This is a genomic window from Gammaproteobacteria bacterium, from assembly GCA_024235095.1.
Taxonomy (GTDB): Bacteria; Pseudomonadota; Gammaproteobacteria; order Competibacterales; family Competibacteraceae; genus UBA2383.
The window spans coordinates 549,247-566,601 of sequence record JACKNC010000001.1 but is presented as its reverse complement, the minus strand read 5'-3'; the positions used below and the strand labels follow the sequence as shown (position 1 = coordinate 566,601).

The following is a 17,355-nucleotide window of genomic DNA, read 5'->3' as shown; positions in this document are numbered from 1 at the left end:
GGGCGCCATGATGAGTACACACTCTTTGCAGACGATTCTCGATGCCGGTCAACTCGTTGCTGCGCATCGTCCCTGGCCCCGAGTTGTGGTGACGGCTGAAATCTGGAAGACTTTGAGCGAAGGCTTGGCAAGCGGCGCATGGACGCTGTTGGGGCTGTGGGGTGAAGGGGGTGTGGCGCATCTAGCGGTGTATGAAGCTTCGATAAATCCCCCCCAACCCCCCTTTGTCAAAGGGGGAAGCAATTTGACCTCCCAACCCCCCTTTGTCAAAGGGGGGTGGCGCGAAGCGCCGGGGGGATTTTGCATCGCCAGCCTGCCCTGCCCGGAGGGACGCTTTCCCTCGGTCGGTCGCTTACACCCTCCGGCACAGCGCTTGGAACGGACGATTGCTGACCTGTTTGGCTTGCAACCGGTCGATGCTCCCGATCTGCGCCCGTGGTTGGATCATGGGCGTTGGCCAGTGCGCCATCCACTGGGCGCAGCCACTGCACCGGCTACGGCAATGCCGCCCTATCGGTTCCTGCCGGTGGAAGGCGAGAGCCTGCATCAAATTCCCGTGGGGCCGGTTCACGCCGGGATCATCGAACCCGGTCATTTCCGTTTTACCGCTAATGGCGAAGCGGTGGCGCGTTTGGAACAGCGGCTTGGTTATGTCCATAAGGGTATCGAGAGTTTGTTCAATGGCGCTTCGCTGGAACAGGCAGCGCGATTGATTGGGCGAGTTTCCGGTGATAGCACCGTGGCCTATGCGCTGGCTTTTGCCCGCGCTGCGGAAGCGGCAACCGAGACCGAGGTTCCCGTCCGCGCCCACTGGCTAAGAGCGCTGATGGCGGAATTGGAGCGATTGGCGAATCATTGCGGCGACATCGGCGCGATCTGCAATGACGCGGCGTTTGCCGTCATGCTGGCCTATTGCGCGGTGTTGCGTGAGCAGGTTTTACGCGCCAGCGCCGCCTGTTTCGGCCATCGCCTGATGATGGATCGCATCGTTCCCGGCGGTGTGGCCGCCGATCTGTCCACCGAAGGCATAGATGTTTTGCGCTCCCTGGTCGCGGAAATTCGCCGCCAGTTCCCGCCATTGATCGCGTTGTATGACAATACCGCCTCGATGCAAGACCGCACCGCCAACACCGGCTTTGTTAAACCGGCGCTGATCCGGCAATTCGGTTGTGGCGGTTATGTGGGACGAGCGGGAGGCCGTGCTTTCGATGCCCGGCGCACTCCCAGCTATCCGCCTTATGATGAGCTGGAATTCGAGACGCCGTTGCTGACGGACAGCGATGTCAATGCCCGAGTCTGGTTGCGAATTCGTGAAGTGGAGCAGAGTTTGACGTTAATCGAGCGGATTTTGCAGCAGTTGCCATCCGGGCCGGTGCGGATAGCGTTGAATGCTCTCGGTCAATCGTGCGAAGGCGTGGCGTTAGTCGAAGGTTTTCGCGGCGATATTCTCGTCTGGCTGCGGTTGAACGGCGATGGAACTGTGGCGCGCTGTCATCCCCGCGATCCGTCCTGGTTCCAGTGGCCGTTGCTGGAAGCGGCGATTGAAAACAATATTGTCGCCGATTTTCCACTGTGCAATAAATCGTTCAACGGTTCGTATTCGGGCCATGACCTCTAGGCTGCGCCGCCATGCGTAAGTTTTTATTGCAAAATCTCTGGCAGTCGCCGCTCACGATCCCGGCGCCGGCTCCTTCCGAACAGGCGCTGGCCGAATTGGGGACAAAAGTCGATCAGGCTGCCCGGCGGCGGTTGGGGCGCAGTCTGGCGATCCGCGAGGTCGATGCCGGTTCCTGCAACGGCTGTGAACTGGAAATTCATGCACTTAATAACGCTTTTTATGACCTGGAACGCTTTGGGTTCCACTTCGTCGCTTCGCCGCGCCATGCCGATGTGCTGCTGGTCACCGGACCCGTGACGGTAAATATGCGCGAGGCGCTGGAACGTACTTACATGGCGACGCCTGATCCGAAATGGGTCGTGGCAGTCGGTGATTGCGGATGGGACGGCGGCGTCTTTGCTGGGAGCTATGCTTGTGTCGGCGGGGTAACTGAGGTGATACCCGTGGATTTGCACATTGCCGGTTGTCCACCCACTCCCACGCAATTGTTGGAGGGATTGTTGGCGTTATTGCAGGAGCAGTGATCTTCTATAATCGGTAGAAGAACCTTGTACTGCTTTAAATTTCCCTGACAACTGAGGAGCAACCCCAATGCCTACTCCCGCTGACCGATTACGCGCTCTGCTGGCCCAACCTGGCCTGTTGCTCATGCCCGGTTGTCATGACGCCATTTCGGCCAGACTGATCGAAGAAGCCGGTTTTCCGCTGGCGTTCATGAGCGGTTTCGCCGTTTCCGCCGCGCGTCTTGGCTTGCCCGATACCGGTCTGATTTCCTACGGAGAAATGGTCGATCAGGGTCGCAATGTCTGTAGCGCCGTGTCCATCCCCATTATCGGCGACGGCGATACCGGCTTCGGTAATCCGCTCAACGTCAAACGCACCGTGCAAGGCTATGCGCAAGTTGGCTTCGCCTGCATCATGCTTGAAGACCAGGTCATGCCCAAGCGTTGCGGGCACACCCAGGGAAAAGCCGTGGTGACCCGTGAAGAGGCTCTAATACGTCTACAAGCCGCGGTGGACGCCCGTAATGAAGGTAGCGATATCCTGATCATGGCGCGCACGGATGCCCGGGCTACTGACGATTTGGATGAAGCCATTGAGCGTTGCCGCGCTTTTGCCGGGATCGGCGCTGACATCACGTTCCTGGAGGCACCGGAAAGCGAGGCGGAAATGCGCCGTTATTGCAACGAGGTTCCCGGTCCGAAAATGGCCAATCTGATCGAGTTTGGCAAGACGCCGGTTTTGCCGCCTGCGCAACTCGAAACGATGGGCTACCGGATTGCCGTCTATCCATTGACCTTGCTGAATGTGTCGATCAAGGCTATGCGCACAGCGTTAGCGCAGATTCAGCAGGGTCAATCGCCGGAGGCGCTGGATTTTGAAGCGCTACAAGCAGCGGTGGGCTTTCCGGAATACTACGCCGGTGAAACCCGCTATCGTTGCGGCCGTTGACATCGGCGCAGAGGGAAGAAACTACTTGGGCTTGAAGGAATCCAGGCTACCATCCTTGAAAGACAGCACCGCGCTTGGATAAAACCAGTATTCAATTTTCCGCCCCTCGGAATCCAGACGCCCTTTTTTATAGATGGGTTTTCCATATTTCAAGAGAATAGCTTCGGCTGATTCGCCGACATCCAGCTCCGCTGTCATATTGGGTTCTGTGAATTTCTGATCATCTGCCATATAGCTGGTTGTGCAACCCAGCGAGATAGCGGCCAAAAAACCGATCGCCAAGAGTCCAGACATTCTCATTGGCAAAACTCCCTATCGTGATAACGGACTGATGTAAATCTTTACAATCCACTGAAAAACTTGGCGCGCCCGACGAGACTCGAACTCATGACCTTCGGCTCCGGAGGCCGACGCTCTATCCAACTGAGCTACGGGCGCGTTGGAAATAAGTAATTAAGAATACCTGTGATGACCGGTTTTCGTCCAGTGGTTTGGCCATAATTTTTATCCAGCGATACCGGCGGTATCCAACAAAATCCTATTTATTACCCGATTTCCAGATCAAGCCAAATGACGTTATCATTGGCAGGTCTGGCCTTGCCCAAACTACAAGATAACAAGCCCAAATCAAAACCTTCCTACCCAAAGTGCTTACGCAAGGACTGGCGCCCGGCGACGGGGAGCCATCGATACCGAGTCTGTTGCGACGCATTCGGGGATGTGCAGGTTACAAATGCGTTCAGTGAGGTATGAGTGTGAACCCGCAAGTCGATAATTCCGTTGTGACCACGACCGTCACTTTAATCTCAGCATTAATATTGCTAGCAGCCGTTCTGTTCATGGGCGCCTCTCTCATTGGTGTCATTGATAACGTCCCACCTGACGATGGTTCGCGGAAACAGGCAGCTATCCTTGAACGTATCAAGCCCGTTAGCCAGGTTTCCTTTGAAACGCCCAAACCGGCAGTCGCCGTGAAATTGTCTGGAAAGGAGGTGTATAATAAGGTCTGCGCGGCCTGCCATGCCGCAGGCACGCTGGGCGCGCCGAAAGTTGGCGACAAGGCTGCCTGGGAACCGCGTTTTGCACAGGGTATAGACACGTTGGTGAACCATGCGGTTAACGGTATCCGCGCTATGCCGGCTAAGGGTGGCGATCCTTCGCTGACCGAGGCGAATCTCCATGATTCGATTGTTTATATGCTGGGCGAATCCGGTATCAAAGCCGAAGCAGCGCCTGCAGAAGCGGCTCCAGCTCCGGCCCCGGTAGAAGCCAAGTAATCCTGGAAAATCACCGATATTGTTCCGATAAAGGGCCATCCTCGGCGGATGGCCCTTTTTCATTTTAATTTAACGACACCGCTATGCGTCCCGATCTCCGTTATACCGAAAAACCCCATCATGAACGCCGCGACGGGGCTAATCTCCGGGCGCTATTACCCTATCTCTGGGAATATCGTGGACGGGTGTTGCTGGCTCTCGGTTGTCTGGTGCTGGCCAAGGTCGCCAATATCGGGGTGCCTTTGGTGCTCAAACAGATTGTCGATCACCTGGACGCCACGCAACAGGCTGCGATGACCCTGCCAGCCATCTTGTTGCTGGCTTATGGGGTATTGAAACTAGGCAACGCGCTGTTCAGCGAGTTACGCGATGTACTGTTCGCCCGGGTGCGCTATCGGGCTATGCGCCGCTTGACCGTGCGCACCCTGGCCCATCTGCATGATCTATCGCTGCGCTTCCACGTGGAGCGCAAAACGGGCGCGATTAGCCGCGATCTGGAACGAGGCGCGCGCAGTTTAAGCACCCTGCTGAATTACCTGGCTTTCAGTATCCTGCCGGTGCTGGTGGAATTTCTGCTGGCAGCGGCGCTGTTGCTGGGCCGTTATCCACCGGTGTTCACCCTGATCGTATTTGGCAGCGTTGCTTTTTATGTAACGTTCACTCTGGCGATCACCAACTGGCGCATGGAGCACCGCCATTTGATGAACCGCCTGGAATCGCAAGCCAATAATGAAGCTCTCGATAGCCTGATCAATTATGAAACGGTCAAATATTTTGGCAATGAAGACTGGGAATTACGCCGCTGCGATGCGACGCTTGCCGATTGGGAGAATAGCGCAGTATTGAGCCAGACCTCGATGTCAGCGTTGAACTTCGGGCAGGGCGCGATCATTGCGGTCGGGGTGACGCTGATCCTGTTCGTCGCCGCCAGTCAGGTAGCCACCGGACAGTTGACGCTAGGCGATCTGGTATTGGTCAACGCCTTGTTGCTGCAATTGTTCATCCCGCTGAATTTTCTCGGCATCGTTTATCGGCAGATCAAATATGCGCTGGCGGATATGGACGATCTGATCCGTTTGTTTGAACGCGCTCCGGAAATCTGCAACACCCCCAACGCCCGCGAATTGCAAGTCATGCAGGGTGAACTGCGTTTTGAGAAGGTGAGTTTCGGTTATCAATCCGACCGGCAAATTCTGTTCGACGTTAGCTTTACTGTGCCGTCGGGCCGCAAACTGGCGGTGGTCGGGGCTAGTGGGGCAGGGAAATCAACCTTGGCGCGATTGCTGTTCCGGTTTTACGATGTGACTGACGGACGTATCCTGATAGATGGCCAGGACATTAGCGCGGTGACACAGCAAAGTTTGCGAGCCGCCATCGGTATCGTTCCACAGGATACCGTGCTGTTCAACGACACTTTGTACTACAACCTGGCCTATGCCCGGCCCGATGCCAGCCGCGAAGAAATTGTCGCCGCTGCTCGCATGGCGCAATTACATGAGTTCATCGCCGCGCTGCCGGCGGGTTACGACACGGTAGTGGGAGAACGGGGTTTAAAGTTATCGGGGGGTGAGAAACAGCGGGTGGCGATTGCCCGGGCGATCCTGAAACGGCCGCGTATTCTGATTTTCGACGAAGCCACCTCGGCGCTCGACAGCAAGTCTGAGCAGGCTATTTTGCAGGCGTTGCGCGCGGTGGCCACCGATCACACCACGCTGGTGATCGCGCACCGGCTGTCGACCATTGTCGATGCGGATCAGATTCTGGTTTTGGAGCATGGCCAGGTGCGAGAACAGGGTACGCACCGGGAGTTGCTGCAACAGGATGGGATATATGCGCAAATGTGGGCCTTACAGCAACAGGAGCAGGCGGCGCGGGAAGAGGAGCGGTTGCTAGGATTGGATTAGGAAAAGATTGCGGGTCAAAAAATCCTTCAAACGTCCAACATCGCCGCCTTCAACACCCCCGGCTCGACCTGTACCGGCACGACATCGACGCTATCGATCCGGGCGCAATAATCCAGATCGTCGCCACAACCCAGCGCGGCCAGGCCGCGCCCGTGGTGCGCGTAGCGCAATAGTTTCGGCAGGCGATCCTCCCACTGCTCGAACAGCGCCATGGCGGCAATGGATTCATCATCCCCCGCGCAGTCGCTGTCGCGTTCGACGCTAAGCGCACAGGCGATAGCCCCTGCGCAGATTGTATCTTCCAGAGAGAATCCACCGCGCCAGCCGGCGGCGACGATCCATACGGTATGCGGCTGGTGTTCCAGCAGATAGCGCACCACCGCCGCCCGGTTCGTCAGCGATGCTGTCAGCAAAATCGGAACCTGACGCACACGCTCCAGGGCGCGAGTCCCATTGGTGGTGCTCATGAATAATCGCTTGCCGCCGACCCGTTCCGGCGTACATTCAGCCGGTGAGTTGCCCAAGTCAAAATCCTCCAGCTTTTCGCCGCCGCGCTCCCCCGCCAACAAGCGCTGTCCAGCCGGCCAGTGTTTGCTAACCCGGAACAGTTCATCAATGTCATCAAAGACCTGAATCGCTTCTGCGCCGGATTCCAGCGCTGTAGCCATGGTGGTCGTGGCGCGCAGCACGTCAATGACGATCGCACAGGCTGGCATATCGAGCTGGAGGCCACCCTTACGGGCTTTTTTGCTCAAATCGGGGACCTGGTCGGGGGTATGATAAACAAAGATTTCCATGGCGACAGTTCTTATGGGTGGTTGGCTTTATGGTCGAATCAGCTGAGTATCCACTACTTCCATAAGGTTAATCTACGCCAGCGTAAATCGCCATGCATCCGCTGCAAGTGTTGGCTAAACGACGGCCTTTCTTGCAAACAGACGGACATCGGGCAGTTGTGGAAAGATTGTATGGGGTCTTTTAGTTGCTGAATCCTCCGTTGTCCCTTGGGAGAAAAGGAGAAAATTTGTGGGGAGCCAGTTCACAGCAAAAGCTGCTCCAATCGCCGCGTCTCACTGGCGATTAACTCGCGATGGGCAAAGTTCCGCGCTACCGCCGCCAGGGGGCTGTATTGCAGCGTCAGCGCTTGCTCGGCCGTCTGGCGAGCTTCAAGCCATTGACCCACCCCCAACAGAGTCACCGCCTGTTTTTCCAGACCGGCGGCTTCGGTTTCGATCGCCAGCAACGGCCCCAGATCAGCGCCACAACGATAGCAAATCGGTTCTTCCTTGAATCGGGCGCGACAGACCGGGCAACGCTCCATAATGCTAAGACTCCAGATAGAACAGAATTTCGGATAGCGCCGAGGTCGGTTCCTTCAACGCATCGAGATTATTGCTGCTCAAGGCGTCCTTGATCGCTTCAATCAGGTTGATTATTTCCTCACGATCATCCTCGGCGGCTTTATCTAGCAACCGCTCCGCTTTTTCCACCAGCGCCCGCGCCTGCACCATGCGCTGATGCTCGCTGACGTCCTCCGTTTTGCCCGCAATCTGCTCCTCGCCGCCGAACAGTCGACTGATTCGTTGCCGCGCCGTTTGCAACTCGCCTTCCTCGTAACGGGTTAGCACGTTATCAATGCGGATCGATTTCTCCAGCCCAGTGTTCTTTTCCCGGGCAGTCACGTTCATGATGCCATTCAGATCGAGCGCGAATTGAATAACGATCGGGTTATTCGCCGGCGCCTTGCTCAGGTTTTCCACCATGAACTCGCCGATCAGAATGTTATTCAATGCATCAGGATCCTCGCCCTGGTAAACATCCACTTGCACTTGTTTCTGGTGGTCGACCACGGTATAGAATACATCGCTCTTGGTCACCGGGATCGGGGTATTCTTATGAATGATCGGCACATATTTGTAGGGGTAGATGACGCCATCCTGCTCGCTCAGGGCGCTGGTGCCAAAGGTGTAAGGGGTAATGTCCACCAGCACCGCCGAAACGTCTTCACCAGCTAGCATTCCGGCCTGAATCGCCGCGCCGGTAGCCACGCACAAGTCTGGATTGACCTCGGCGCGCACCGTGAGATTCAGATCCGCTTCCAGCCGTTCGGTAATGACCGGGGTGCGAGTCGCGCCGCCGACCAGCAACACTTCGTCAATATCGGACACGGTGAGATTAGCGCCCTTGAGCGCGATATGCACCGCTTCCAGGGTCTCGTCGATGTAGCCGGCGATCATCGCCTCGTAATCATAACGCGCCAGTTCCGTGGACAGGTTGACCGGCATGCCGCCCTTGTCCAGCAGGTACTCTTCCTCAATCCGCACGTAAGGCTGATCGGACAGGGCGATTTTGGCGTTTTCCGCCGCGCGGGTAATGCGGGCCATGGCCTTGCGCGAAGTCATCGGATCGGCGCCGTGATTTTTCAAATGTTCAACCAGGTGGGTCACGATCTTGGCGTCGAAATCGTCGCCGCCCAATTGGTTATTGCCATGACTGGCCAACACCTCGACCACGTTTTCCTCGATGCTAACCACCGAGACATCGAAAGTGCCGCCGCCGAGGTCATAGACCAGCACCTTTTTGTGATCCTGGTGGTTGGCTTCATAGGAGAGGGCGGCAGCGGTCGGTTCGTTGATGATCCGCATCACTTCCAGGCCGGCGATTTCGCCGGCTTCGCGGGTTGCCTGGCGCTGCGCGTCGGAGAAGTAGGCGGGAACCGTGATCACCGCTTTATGCACCGGCTCGCCAAGGTGTTTCTCGGCGACCGTTTTCAACTGCCGCAGAATGATCGCGGAAATTTCCTGGGGAGTGTAGGTCGCATCGCCCAGCTCTACCCGGTCAGCGCCGCCCATCTTGCGCTTGATGGACTTGATAGTGCGCTCTGGATACAGCACGTACTGGTTCTTGGCCGGTTCGCCAACCAGGATGGAGCCGTCGTCGGCCAGACCGACGAAGGAAGGGAGGATCGGATGGTCGGGGGTGATGTCGATGACGGTGACGCGACCGTTTTCCACCACCGCGACTTCAGAGTTGGTGGTGCCCAGGTCGATACCAATGATTTTTTCAGTCATGGAATTGATTACTCGGGTTTTAATAGAGAAGTCATGTTAAGGCCTGGTAGCGGGCGGTTCTGGCGGTGGGTTTGCCTTTGGCGGTTTATGCTCTTCCACCGGCGCGGAATCAGCCGCCGGTTCTAGTCGACGATTCACCTTGACTTCCGCCAATCGCAGCAGTTCGCCTTGCCAGAGATAGCCCTTGCGCAGTTCTTCGGTGACGATGCCGTTAGCCAGGTCGCTGCGTTGATCCAACTCGGCGGCGCGCATGGTGTGGGGATCGAGCGGGTTGCCCTCGGCTTCCAGAGCCACCACCTGTTGCGCATTCAGAATTTGATCCAGCCGGCGCAGACTGATGTCCTGGCCCTGGGCAATCGCCTCCAGAAAATTACGTTCCCGACGCCGTCGTCCCAGCAACCGCACCATCAGCGTGGGGTGGTAGTTCTGCAAAACGCGCAGCCCGGCTTCCAGACGGTCGCGCAGTTCCAACAATTCAAGTAAAACAGGTTTCAGCGCCGCCCGTTGCTGTTCAGGGATCGCATCCCGGGCGCGCTCCAGTTCATCGCTCAGTTGATTTTGGCTGATTTGCAGGGTTTCAAACACCGCCCGGAATTCATCAAGAGCGGTTTTGACCTGGCGCGATTCTAGCCGGACTTCGTTTTTCAACGCGACCAATTCGGCGAACAGCGAGTAGAGATCAGTGCGCCGCCTTTCTTGAACCGCACTTTTTTCCTGACCTGTTTCAGCAGGGACCGCTTCGGGTTCTTCGTTCAGATAGGCGCGGAAGCGGTCCAGCAGGCGTTCAGTGGTTTCAGTGTCCATAGTGCCTTTTATTTCTGACCGGTCAAGCGGTTGTTAAGCCATTGCCGTAGTTGTTGTTCAGTCGGGCGACGGCGCACGCCGATTTGCAGGGCGGACGCCACCAGGCGGGCTGGGTCGGGCGTTTCATGCTCGAACAGGCGATAGCTTAACCGATCCCGGCGGGTTTTAATGGCCTCGTAAGCCGCGCGGATGGCCTGGAAGCGTTCGGGAGAGCGCTCCGGCGGATGTTCGCGCACCTTTTGCAAGTAGGCTTTTTTGATGGCGGCGTCATCGGCGGTTTCTGCGACGCCCAGTATGTTGAAAGGATTTGACAGGCTCATGGCTGCTTATTTTCGGCGTCTTCCGGGGCGGCTGCGACCGCGCCGAGGCGGCGGGAAATCATCATCATCATCATCATCATCATCGTCATCCTCCTCATCGCTGTCGAGAATCTCTTGGAGCCGACTGTCGCCGAGAATTAGCGCCTTCATCAGCGCCCGTTGTACTTCAGGCGGGAAATCGTCGTCCTCTGGCAGGCCATCCAGCATCCTCTCCAGCATCGGGCCTCTGAGCATGGGCGGTAATCGTTCCAACTCCCGGCGGATTTCCTCCATTTCCGCCCGCATGTTGGGAGGCAAAACAGGAATCGGCAAGCTTCGCGGGCCGCCGCCTGACCGGCGGAAGGGTATCGGCGGCCCCCCCTGACTGAGGAACCGTTTGATCCGCATCGCGCTGCGCTGGTCGTCCGTCTCATCGGCAGTCTCCAGAGCGGTCTCCAATCGGTCGTAGTCGCGGTCTCTGATCTCTTCCGCGTCGCCTTCAGCGCGACCGTAAATTTGATAATAGATGAACAGCGGTCGTCCAGGATGTTGTTCAAGCGCCTGGGTAGCCGCGTATTCCAGCAATTCATAGTGCGGCGCTTCGTGCAGACATTCGCAAATCGAAATCCAGTCATCCTGATGGCTGATTTCCCGGAGGGCCTTCTTCAGCGGCTTTTCCAGGTCTTCCAGCAGCGAGCCGATGTCCGCGAAACTTTCCTCCCGATAGGTGTTGACCCACTGGATCAAGGTCATCAGCTCAGCGCGGTGGACCGTGAATTTTCGTGGGTCACCCAGTCCCAGATCACGTTGAAAGGTAACCGGTTCGAGTTTGAGGCGATAGGCTTCTACCGCCAACCGCAGCCAGCCCAGCACGGGACTGCCAGCCAGGCGCAGACCTTCCTGGAACCATTTTTGCATCAGTTCGCGCTGACGCTGTTTGAAGGCCAGCAACCCCCGGTTGATTTCAATGATGCCGCTGCGGGCGTTCTCGCGCTCCCATTGACCGGCGCTGTTCAGTTCCTTTTCCGCTAGGGGATATTTACCCGCCAGCATCTGCTTGCGCGCGTGTGCGAGATGCGAGTTGATGAGGACCGTGCGAGCCTTGGTGTTGATCGGGTCCAGCTCCAGCACCCGCACTGCGAAGCCGGCGGCTTTCTTGTAGGCTTTGCGCGCCGTAGCCGTCGCGACCGCCGCCATCAGCACCTGTGGATCTTCAGGGAATTGTTTGACTGCGCGCTCTACCCATTGGTGGTATTCCTTCTCATAGTGGCCGTCCTTGTAGAACGCGATCAGCTTCAGATAGGTCTCACGGTCTTCGGAATCAAATTCCAGACTTTTCTCCAGATAATGGGCGGGTTCCGGGTCCTGTCCCCAGCCAAAATCGCCGTGTTTCGCCAACTCCGCCATGTGCCGTAGAATGAGCGCCGCCATCAGCCGATGATCGAGGTTGTGGCGTTCCTTGATCAGTTCATCGACGCACGCTTGCCAGTGGCGCAAGGCGCGATGATCTTGATGTTCCCGCTCGGCGTACAGCGCTTGCAGGCGCTGAGCTTCAAAGGCCGGCAACGGCCCAAAGCGCTGCGTATAAATCGGTTGCCCACGAGGATAGACGGACAGCAGGGCCAGACAGGCGCGGCGGGCTTGTTCCTGATCCAGAACCGTCAAGTTAGAAATAATGAATCCGAACAGTGCCTTGTCGTCAGGAGGCGTGCCGAGCTTCGCCCAATCCTTGAGCAGTTTGAGTTGTCGCGCATCCAGACCCAACAGGTGGGCGGCCAGTTCACGCTGAGCAGCGTCCAGCGCCATCAATTCCGGAGCCGGTTCCGGGGCCGCGCAAGCGCGGATGATCTCGGCAAGACCGTGGTAGGGAGAGGTCGTGGCGATGCGTTCGACCAGCTTAGCGGCCTCGACCGGATCGGTGTCCAGCTTCAGTAGAGCGGACAGCGCTTGGCGCAAATCCCGGTAGGGCGAACGGATCGGGATGTTTTGCAAATGCTCGCGCACCGCGCTTTCCGACTCGCCTTTTCCGTAGGCGCGCAAGGCCGCTTGCGCCGTGGCGAGTTGCCGCCGTAACGGGGTTTCCTGAGGCAGTAACTGCAGGATGTCTTTCTGGCCCGCCAGCGCCAGCGCCGCTAACTGCGTTTCCAGCTCGCCTGCGCCGGCCAGTGCGCTCGTATACTGATACTGAGCGTAGACGCGCATGGCTTTGGCATACTGGTTGGACTGGAGCAGCCATTCCACGCACCCCTCCGGATGTGGGGCTTGGCCACAGATCGTCGGGATGTTTTCCCACAGCACCGCCGCTTCCCGATACATGGCCTTGTGCGCCAGTTGCCGGGCGCGCTCCAGATAGGCGGTGGCCAGCGATTCGCGCCAGCCGGCCTCGGGTTGCGGTTCGCGTTTCAGCAGCAGCTTGTAGACGTCGATAGCATCTTTATAGTTATGAGCAGACAACAAATCTTGGCCGCGAGCGATCAACTCGGGGGTAGGTAGCGCATCGAGGCGTGGCGATGAAGACGATTTACGCATGCGGTTGAACCTTTGGAACTTTGGGAAGCAGCGACCTGTGCATGTCCGGTTAAAGCCTTCAAACGGTCGTAATGGCCAGATCCTGGTGTTGCATCAGCGTTCGCCCATCGCTAAGCACGGCGCAACGCGCCTGTTCCGGTCGCAAATAAGCGGTCGCCACTTGTTGCAGGTCGTCCAGGGTGACGGCCAGCACCCGTTGCCGATACGCGCGGCGCTGTTCGGGAGTGCGGCCAAATAATCCGCCGAAGAAGGCAGTAATGGCTTCGCCCGCTGGGGAACCGGGTTTGTCAATCGCGGCGATGACGCCGAGGATGGCTTCCTCCAGGGTTTGGGCGGAATGTGGATGCGTATGCAGCCAGTCCAGCGCCCGGTCGAAATCCATCAGGGTTTCCGCCAGCCGGGGATCGCGGTAGGAATAGAAGCGGAATGCGCCGCTGTCGGGATGGTAACCAGCGCCGCCGCCGTAAGCGCCGCCCTGCTCGCGGATCGCCCGATGTAGGTAACCATTGCGCAGGAAGTCGCCCAGCACCTGCAATGCCGGGGCATCGGGGTGATTGGGGGGGACGGTCGGGTAAGCCTTGGCGCAAAAGTTGACCTGGGTGTTGACGCTGAAGCCTTGCCGAGCCGACGATGCGTCCGGGGCGGCCAGGGTAAAGGGTTCGATTGGGGTGATGACGCTATCCGGCCAATGAGTTGCCAGCGCGGCGGCGATGTCCTCCTGCCGTTCTGCTTCGCTGACGACTAGCAATTGTCGGGGCGCGTTTTGCAGCCGGTCGCGCAACCGCTCCAGGCGGGCGGCAAAAGCGGCTAGCGCCTCGGGGTCATCCAGTGCATCATCGAGCGTCTTGAGGTCTTTCAAACCGCGTAAGCCTTCCCAACGATGGCTGAGTGCTGCGACTGGACTGAGATCGGCGCTGGCGGCGGTGAGCGCCAGAACATGACCGTGGTCGGTGATCGCTTCCTCGCGGTGGGCGCGCATCTGCGCTACCAACTCCCGCAAGCGAGGCAACTCGTCGAAGCGGGGGCGGGTCAGAGTTTCCCACAACAGTTCGGACAAGGCAGCCTGATTGCGGGCCAGCGCCTTACCGGCTAAAACCAGGACGCCTTTGACCTGATGCACATCGTCGACGCCGCCGCGCACTGTGGCGCGGGCGCTGATGCCGCCGGTGACCGCCGCTTGGCGGGCCTGGGTCGCGCGATAATCACGCCCGGCGCTGCCGACTTCGCTTAAACAGGCGCAGAACAGCGGCAGCAGATCCACTTCATCTGGTTGCAGCGCGGGCAGATCGAGAACGGCTTGCAGGTAAACCATGCCATTGGTGCCTTGGGCATACCAGGTCGCAGGCAGCTTGCCGACCGGTCGGGCGACGCCCTCGGCGATCTTCAATTCCGGCGGCACGTCATGCAGGGTGACCTTGGGCAAGAGTTCCGGGTCATCCTGATGCTGTTGGCGTTCAGCGAGGATGCGCGCCTGTTCGGCAATCCGGGCCTGGTCGCCTCCGGTCAGCGCCGCACGGATTGTTGCCAGCCGTTCCCGTTCCGCTGCTGCCTGTTGGACGCTCAATTCGGCGTCCGGGGCCATAGTCAACCGCACCCGGTGAAGATTGTTCAGCAGCAGTTCCCGGACCAGACGTGGAACGAAGTCAGCATCACGGCTTTCCACCTGCAATTGCGCCAGCAGGGGATCACTGTCCAGCGCCGGCAAGGGATCAGCGCCGTGAATAGCCGGGGTCAGGACTTCCATCAACAGGCGCAAACCGTAGGGAAAGCCGTCGCCGGTGATTTCCCGTTCGCTTAATTCGAGTTGATGCAGAGCGGCGTCGATCGCCTCTTGCGGCGCGCCTTCGGCGGCGACCTGCTGCAACACCTTCAGCACTAATTCTTCGACCGCTTCCGCGTGTTCCGGGTTGGAGCCTTCCAGACCACAAACAAAGGTGGCCTCGCGGGTGGACGTGTCGAAACCGCACAGGGGGGAGGGTGCAGCGCCCAGGTCGGAAGTTTCTAACGCATTGCGCAGTGGCGAACTGCTGTTATCCAAAAGAATATCGCTGAGTAACCGCGCCCGCAGCGTCGCCAGGGGGTCAGTAATCGGGCCGAGCAGCCAGCCCAGGACGATATGGGTCTGGTCCTGCAGATCGGCAACGCTGTCCAGAGGATAGTGGATGAGATCGGCGATGGGCGCAGGACGACGACGTTCGTCAGGAATGGCCAGGTTTAGCGTGAGCGGCTGGAAACGATCAAGGACCCGCGTGGCGAAATGTGCCTGATGTTCATCAGCCGGAATGTCGCCGTAGGTGAGAAACAGCGCGTTTGAGGGATGATAATGCCGGGCATGGAACGCCTTGAGTTGCTCGTGAGTCAAGCTGGGAATCGCCTCAGGGTCACCGCCGCTGTTATAGTGATACGTCGTCGTCGGAAACAGCCGATGTTGTAGTTCTTGACCCAGGCGCTGCACCGGAGAACTGAACGCCCCTTTCATTTCGTTGAACACCACGCCCTTGAATAATAATTCCGACTCTGGGTTGTCGGACTGGGCGAACTCCAGCCGGTGGCCTTCCTGGGCGAAATCGCGCTCGTCGAGCAGCGGGAAGAAAGCGGCGTCCAGATAGACATCCAGCAGGTTATTGAAGTCCTTTTTATTCTGACTGGCAAACGGGTAGGCGGTCCAGTCGCTGCTGGTAAAGGCGTTCATGAAGGTATTGAGCGACCGGCGGATCATCATGAAGAAGGGATCGCGCACCGGATAGCGCTGGCTGCCGCAGAGCGCCGTGTGTTCAAGAATATGCGCGACGCCGGTGGAGTCCTGGGGTACGGTCAGGAAGGCGACCATGAAGGCGTTATGCGGATCGTCGGCGGCAAGATGAAGATGCCGGGCGCCGGTGGCCGTGTGGCGATATTCCTGGAATTCCAGTCGCAGGGCGGGAACGGAATGGCTGCGCAGGTGCTGAAAGGCTGGATGAGTCATAGGATGAGTCATAGTCTGGGAATCGTGTGCGAATGCTAAGGAGCGGATTAAAACTTCATCGGCGGCAAACTGCCTGGCGGTAACCGGCCCTGCAAGCCGCGCATCATCTTCATCATGCCGCCGCCTTTCATCTTCTTCATCATCTTTTGCGCCTGGCTGAATTGCTTGAGCAGACGATTCACATCCTGAATCTGGGTTCCCGAACCGGCTGCGATCCGGCGTTTGCGCGAGCCTTTGATAATATCCGGGAAGCGGCGCTCCCCCGGCGTCATGGAATTAATGATGGCAATTAAGCGCTTGACCTCTTTATCAGTCGCCTGCTCCTTGAGCGCGGACGGCGCGGCGTTGAACCCCGGCATTTTCTCCAGCAACCCGGCAATGCCGCCCATGCCCATCATTTGCTCCATTTGTTCACGAAAATCCTCCAGATCAAAACCTTTGCCTTTTTGAACTTTCTGAGCCAGTTTGAGCGCTTTCTCCTTGTCGACCTTGCGCTCCATTTCCTCCACTAGGCTCAGGACATCGCCCATGCCAAGAATCCGGGAAGCCACCCGGTCGGGGAAAAATGGCTCCAGCGCAGCGGTCTTTTCGCCCACGCCCAGAAATTTGATCGGTTGGCCGGTAATCTGGCGGATCGACAACGCCGCGCCGCCACGCGCATCACCGTCAGTTTTGGTCAACACCACCCCGGTCAACGGTAGCGCGGCGTTGAAGGCCTGAGCCGTGTTAGCAGCGTCCTGACCGGTCATGCTGTCGACCACGAACAAAGTTTCAATTGGCTCCAGCACAACATGCAGCCGCTGGATTTCCGCCATCATTTGCTCATCGACATGCAGACGACCTGCAGTATCAACAATCAACGCATCCATCCCGTGCAAGCGAGCATGCTCCAGAGCCTGGCGGGCAATGGCTTCAGGTTCTTGCCCTGGATCGCTGGGGAAGAATTCAGCGCCGACCTCGCTGGCCAGCTTGCGCAACTGTTCGATGGCCGCCGGTCGATACACGTCGCAGCTGACCACCATCGCCTTCTTGCGCTGATGCTCCTTAATCCAGCGGGCCAGCTTGGCGACGCTGGTGGTCTTGCCTGAGCCTTGCAGACCGGCCATGAGCACTACCGCCGGCGGTTGCGTTCGCAGATTCAATTCAGCATTGGCCTCGCCCATCGTGCGGATCAGTTCTTCATGAACGATCTTGATCAACACTTGGCCAGGGGTCAGGCTGAGCAGCACCTCCCCGCCAACAGCCCGTTCGCGCACCCGATTGATGAATTCGCGCACGACGGGTAACGCCACGTCGGCCTCCAGGAGCGCCATGCGAACTTCGCGCAAGGCGTCCTTGATATTGTCCTCGGTCAGGCGGCCCTGGCCACGCAGGTTCTTAATGGTGCGGAGCAGTCGTTCGCTGAGATTTTCAAACATGCGGAATTGACCTTTAAT

Annotated in this window: 14 protein-coding genes and 1 tRNA gene; 5 read left to right on the top strand and 10 right to left on the bottom strand. The window is 58.2% G+C overall.

From position 1 onward, the window contains the following. The first annotated feature begins 10 nt into the window (after window positions 1–10). From H6973_02400 to H6973_02390, 3 genes are all read left to right on the top strand, one after another. Complete coding sequence (locus H6973_02400) at window positions 11–1,618, top strand: NADH-quinone oxidoreductase subunit C (GenBank protein MCP5124509.1); 1,608 nt, start codon at window positions 11–13, stop codon at window positions 1,616–1,618. A gap of 11 nt (window positions 1,619–1,629) precedes the next feature. Next, window positions 1,630–2,142 (top strand): NADH-quinone oxidoreductase subunit NuoB, encoded by a 513-nt coding sequence (gene nuoB, locus H6973_02395; protein MCP5124508.1) that lies wholly within the window; start codon window positions 1,630–1,632, stop codon window positions 2,140–2,142. A 67-nt stretch (window positions 2,143–2,209) separates the two neighbouring features. Next, on the top strand, window positions 2,210–3,070 hold the full coding sequence (locus tag H6973_02390; protein ID MCP5124507.1) for an isocitrate lyase/PEP mutase family protein: 861 nt from the start codon (window positions 2,210–2,212) through the stop codon (window positions 3,068–3,070). A gap of 21 nt (window positions 3,071–3,091) precedes the next feature. On the opposite strand, the gene H6973_02385 is transcribed toward H6973_02390, so the two are convergent. Together H6973_02385 and H6973_02380 are read right to left on the bottom strand one after the other, a co-directional pair. After that, window positions 3,092–3,352: a hypothetical protein gene (locus H6973_02385; protein ID MCP5124506.1), complete on the bottom strand. Its 261-nt coding sequence runs from the start codon at window positions 3,350–3,352 to the stop codon at window positions 3,092–3,094. Between the two features lie 79 nt (window positions 3,353–3,431). After that, window positions 3,432–3,508: transfer RNA gene (locus H6973_02380), tRNA-Arg, on the bottom strand. 311 nt (window positions 3,509–3,819) lie between these two features. Between H6973_02380 and H6973_02375 the strand changes: the two genes are divergently transcribed. Together H6973_02375 and H6973_02370 are read left to right on the top strand one after the other, a co-directional pair. Then, the gene (locus tag H6973_02375) at window positions 3,820–4,347 is read left to right on the top strand and encodes a cytochrome c5 family protein (GenBank protein MCP5124505.1); all 528 of its coding nucleotides are present in this window, start codon (window positions 3,820–3,822) and stop codon (window positions 4,345–4,347) included. Window positions 4,348–4,430: 83 nt separating this feature from the next. Further along, window positions 4,431–6,251, top strand: a complete 1,821-nt coding sequence (locus H6973_02370; protein MCP5124504.1) for an ABC transporter ATP-binding protein/permease — start codon at window positions 4,431–4,433, stop codon at window positions 6,249–6,251. A 26-nt stretch (window positions 6,252–6,277) separates the two neighbouring features. Here H6973_02370 and H6973_02365 read toward each other — a convergent pair whose 3' ends face one another. From H6973_02365 to ffh, 8 genes are all read right to left on the bottom strand, one after another. Further along, a complete protein-coding gene (locus H6973_02365; protein ID MCP5124503.1) occupies window positions 6,278–7,048 on the bottom strand; it encodes a 2-phosphosulfolactate phosphatase family protein in 771 nt (256 codons plus the stop codon). 242 nt (window positions 7,049–7,290) lie between these two features. After that, window positions 7,291–7,572 carry a hypothetical protein gene (locus H6973_02360; protein ID MCP5124502.1) on the bottom strand — a complete coding sequence of 94 codons (282 nt, stop codon included), beginning with the start codon at window positions 7,570–7,572 and terminating at the stop codon, window positions 7,291–7,293. Between the two features lie 4 nt (window positions 7,573–7,576). Continuing rightward, a complete protein-coding gene (locus H6973_02355; GenBank protein MCP5124501.1) occupies window positions 7,577–9,322 on the bottom strand; it encodes an Hsp70 family protein in 1,746 nt (581 codons plus the stop codon). 36 nt (window positions 9,323–9,358) lie between these two features. Next, window positions 9,359–10,126 carry a nucleotide exchange factor GrpE gene (grpE, locus tag H6973_02350; protein ID MCP5124500.1) on the bottom strand — a complete coding sequence of 256 codons (768 nt, stop codon included), beginning with the start codon at window positions 10,124–10,126 and terminating at the stop codon, window positions 9,359–9,361. An 8-nt stretch (window positions 10,127–10,134) separates the two neighbouring features. Then, window positions 10,135–10,446: a DnaJ domain-containing protein gene (locus tag H6973_02345; GenBank protein ID MCP5124499.1), complete on the bottom strand. Its 312-nt coding sequence runs from the start codon at window positions 10,444–10,446 to the stop codon at window positions 10,135–10,137. A gap of 6 nt (window positions 10,447–10,452) precedes the next feature. After that, complete coding sequence (locus H6973_02340) at window positions 10,453–12,954, bottom strand: hypothetical protein (GenBank protein MCP5124498.1); 2,502 nt, start codon at window positions 12,952–12,954, stop codon at window positions 10,453–10,455. Window positions 12,955–13,012: 58 nt separating this feature from the next. After that, window positions 13,013–15,919 (bottom strand): insulinase family protein, encoded by a 2,907-nt coding sequence (locus H6973_02335; GenBank protein ID MCP5124497.1) that lies wholly within the window; start codon window positions 15,917–15,919, stop codon window positions 13,013–13,015. Between the two features lie 47 nt (window positions 15,920–15,966). Next, window positions 15,967–17,337, bottom strand: coding sequence for a signal recognition particle protein (gene ffh, locus H6973_02330; protein ID MCP5124496.1), 1,371 nt, complete (start codon window positions 17,335–17,337; stop codon window positions 15,967–15,969). Window positions 17,338–17,355: the final 18 nt, after the last annotated feature.

Coding starts and splice junctions, on each gene's coding strand:
- H6973_02370 (MCP5124504.1), top strand. CDS start 4,431: ATGCGTCCCGATCTCCGTTATACCGAAAAACCCCATCATGAACGCCGC.
- ffh (MCP5124496.1), bottom strand. CDS start 17,337: ATGTTTGAAAATCTCAGCGAACGACTGCTCCGCACCATTAAGAACCTG.
- H6973_02400 (MCP5124509.1), top strand. CDS start 11: ATGAGTACACACTCTTTGCAGACGATTCTCGATGCCGGTCAACTCGTT.
- H6973_02375 (MCP5124505.1), top strand. CDS start 3,820: ATGAGTGTGAACCCGCAAGTCGATAATTCCGTTGTGACCACGACCGTC.
- nuoB (MCP5124508.1), top strand. CDS start 1,630: ATGCGTAAGTTTTTATTGCAAAATCTCTGGCAGTCGCCGCTCACGATC.
- H6973_02355 (MCP5124501.1), bottom strand. CDS start 9,322: ATGACTGAAAAAATCATTGGTATCGACCTGGGCACCACCAACTCTGAA.
- H6973_02340 (MCP5124498.1), bottom strand. CDS start 12,954: ATGCGTAAATCGTCTTCATCGCCACGCCTCGATGCGCTACCTACCCCC.
- H6973_02345 (MCP5124499.1), bottom strand. CDS start 10,446: ATGAGCCTGTCAAATCCTTTCAACATACTGGGCGTCGCAGAAACCGCC.
- H6973_02335 (MCP5124497.1), bottom strand. CDS start 15,919: ATGACTCATCCAGCCTTTCAGCACCTGCGCAGCCATTCCGTTCCCGCC.
- H6973_02365 (MCP5124503.1), bottom strand. CDS start 7,048: ATGGAAATCTTTGTTTATCATACCCCCGACCAGGTCCCCGATTTGAGC.
- H6973_02360 (MCP5124502.1), bottom strand. CDS start 7,572: ATGGAGCGTTGCCCGGTCTGTCGCGCCCGATTCAAGGAAGAACCGATT.
- grpE (MCP5124500.1), bottom strand. CDS start 10,126: ATGGACACTGAAACCACTGAACGCCTGCTGGACCGCTTCCGCGCCTAT.
- H6973_02390 (MCP5124507.1), top strand. CDS start 2,210: ATGCCTACTCCCGCTGACCGATTACGCGCTCTGCTGGCCCAACCTGGC.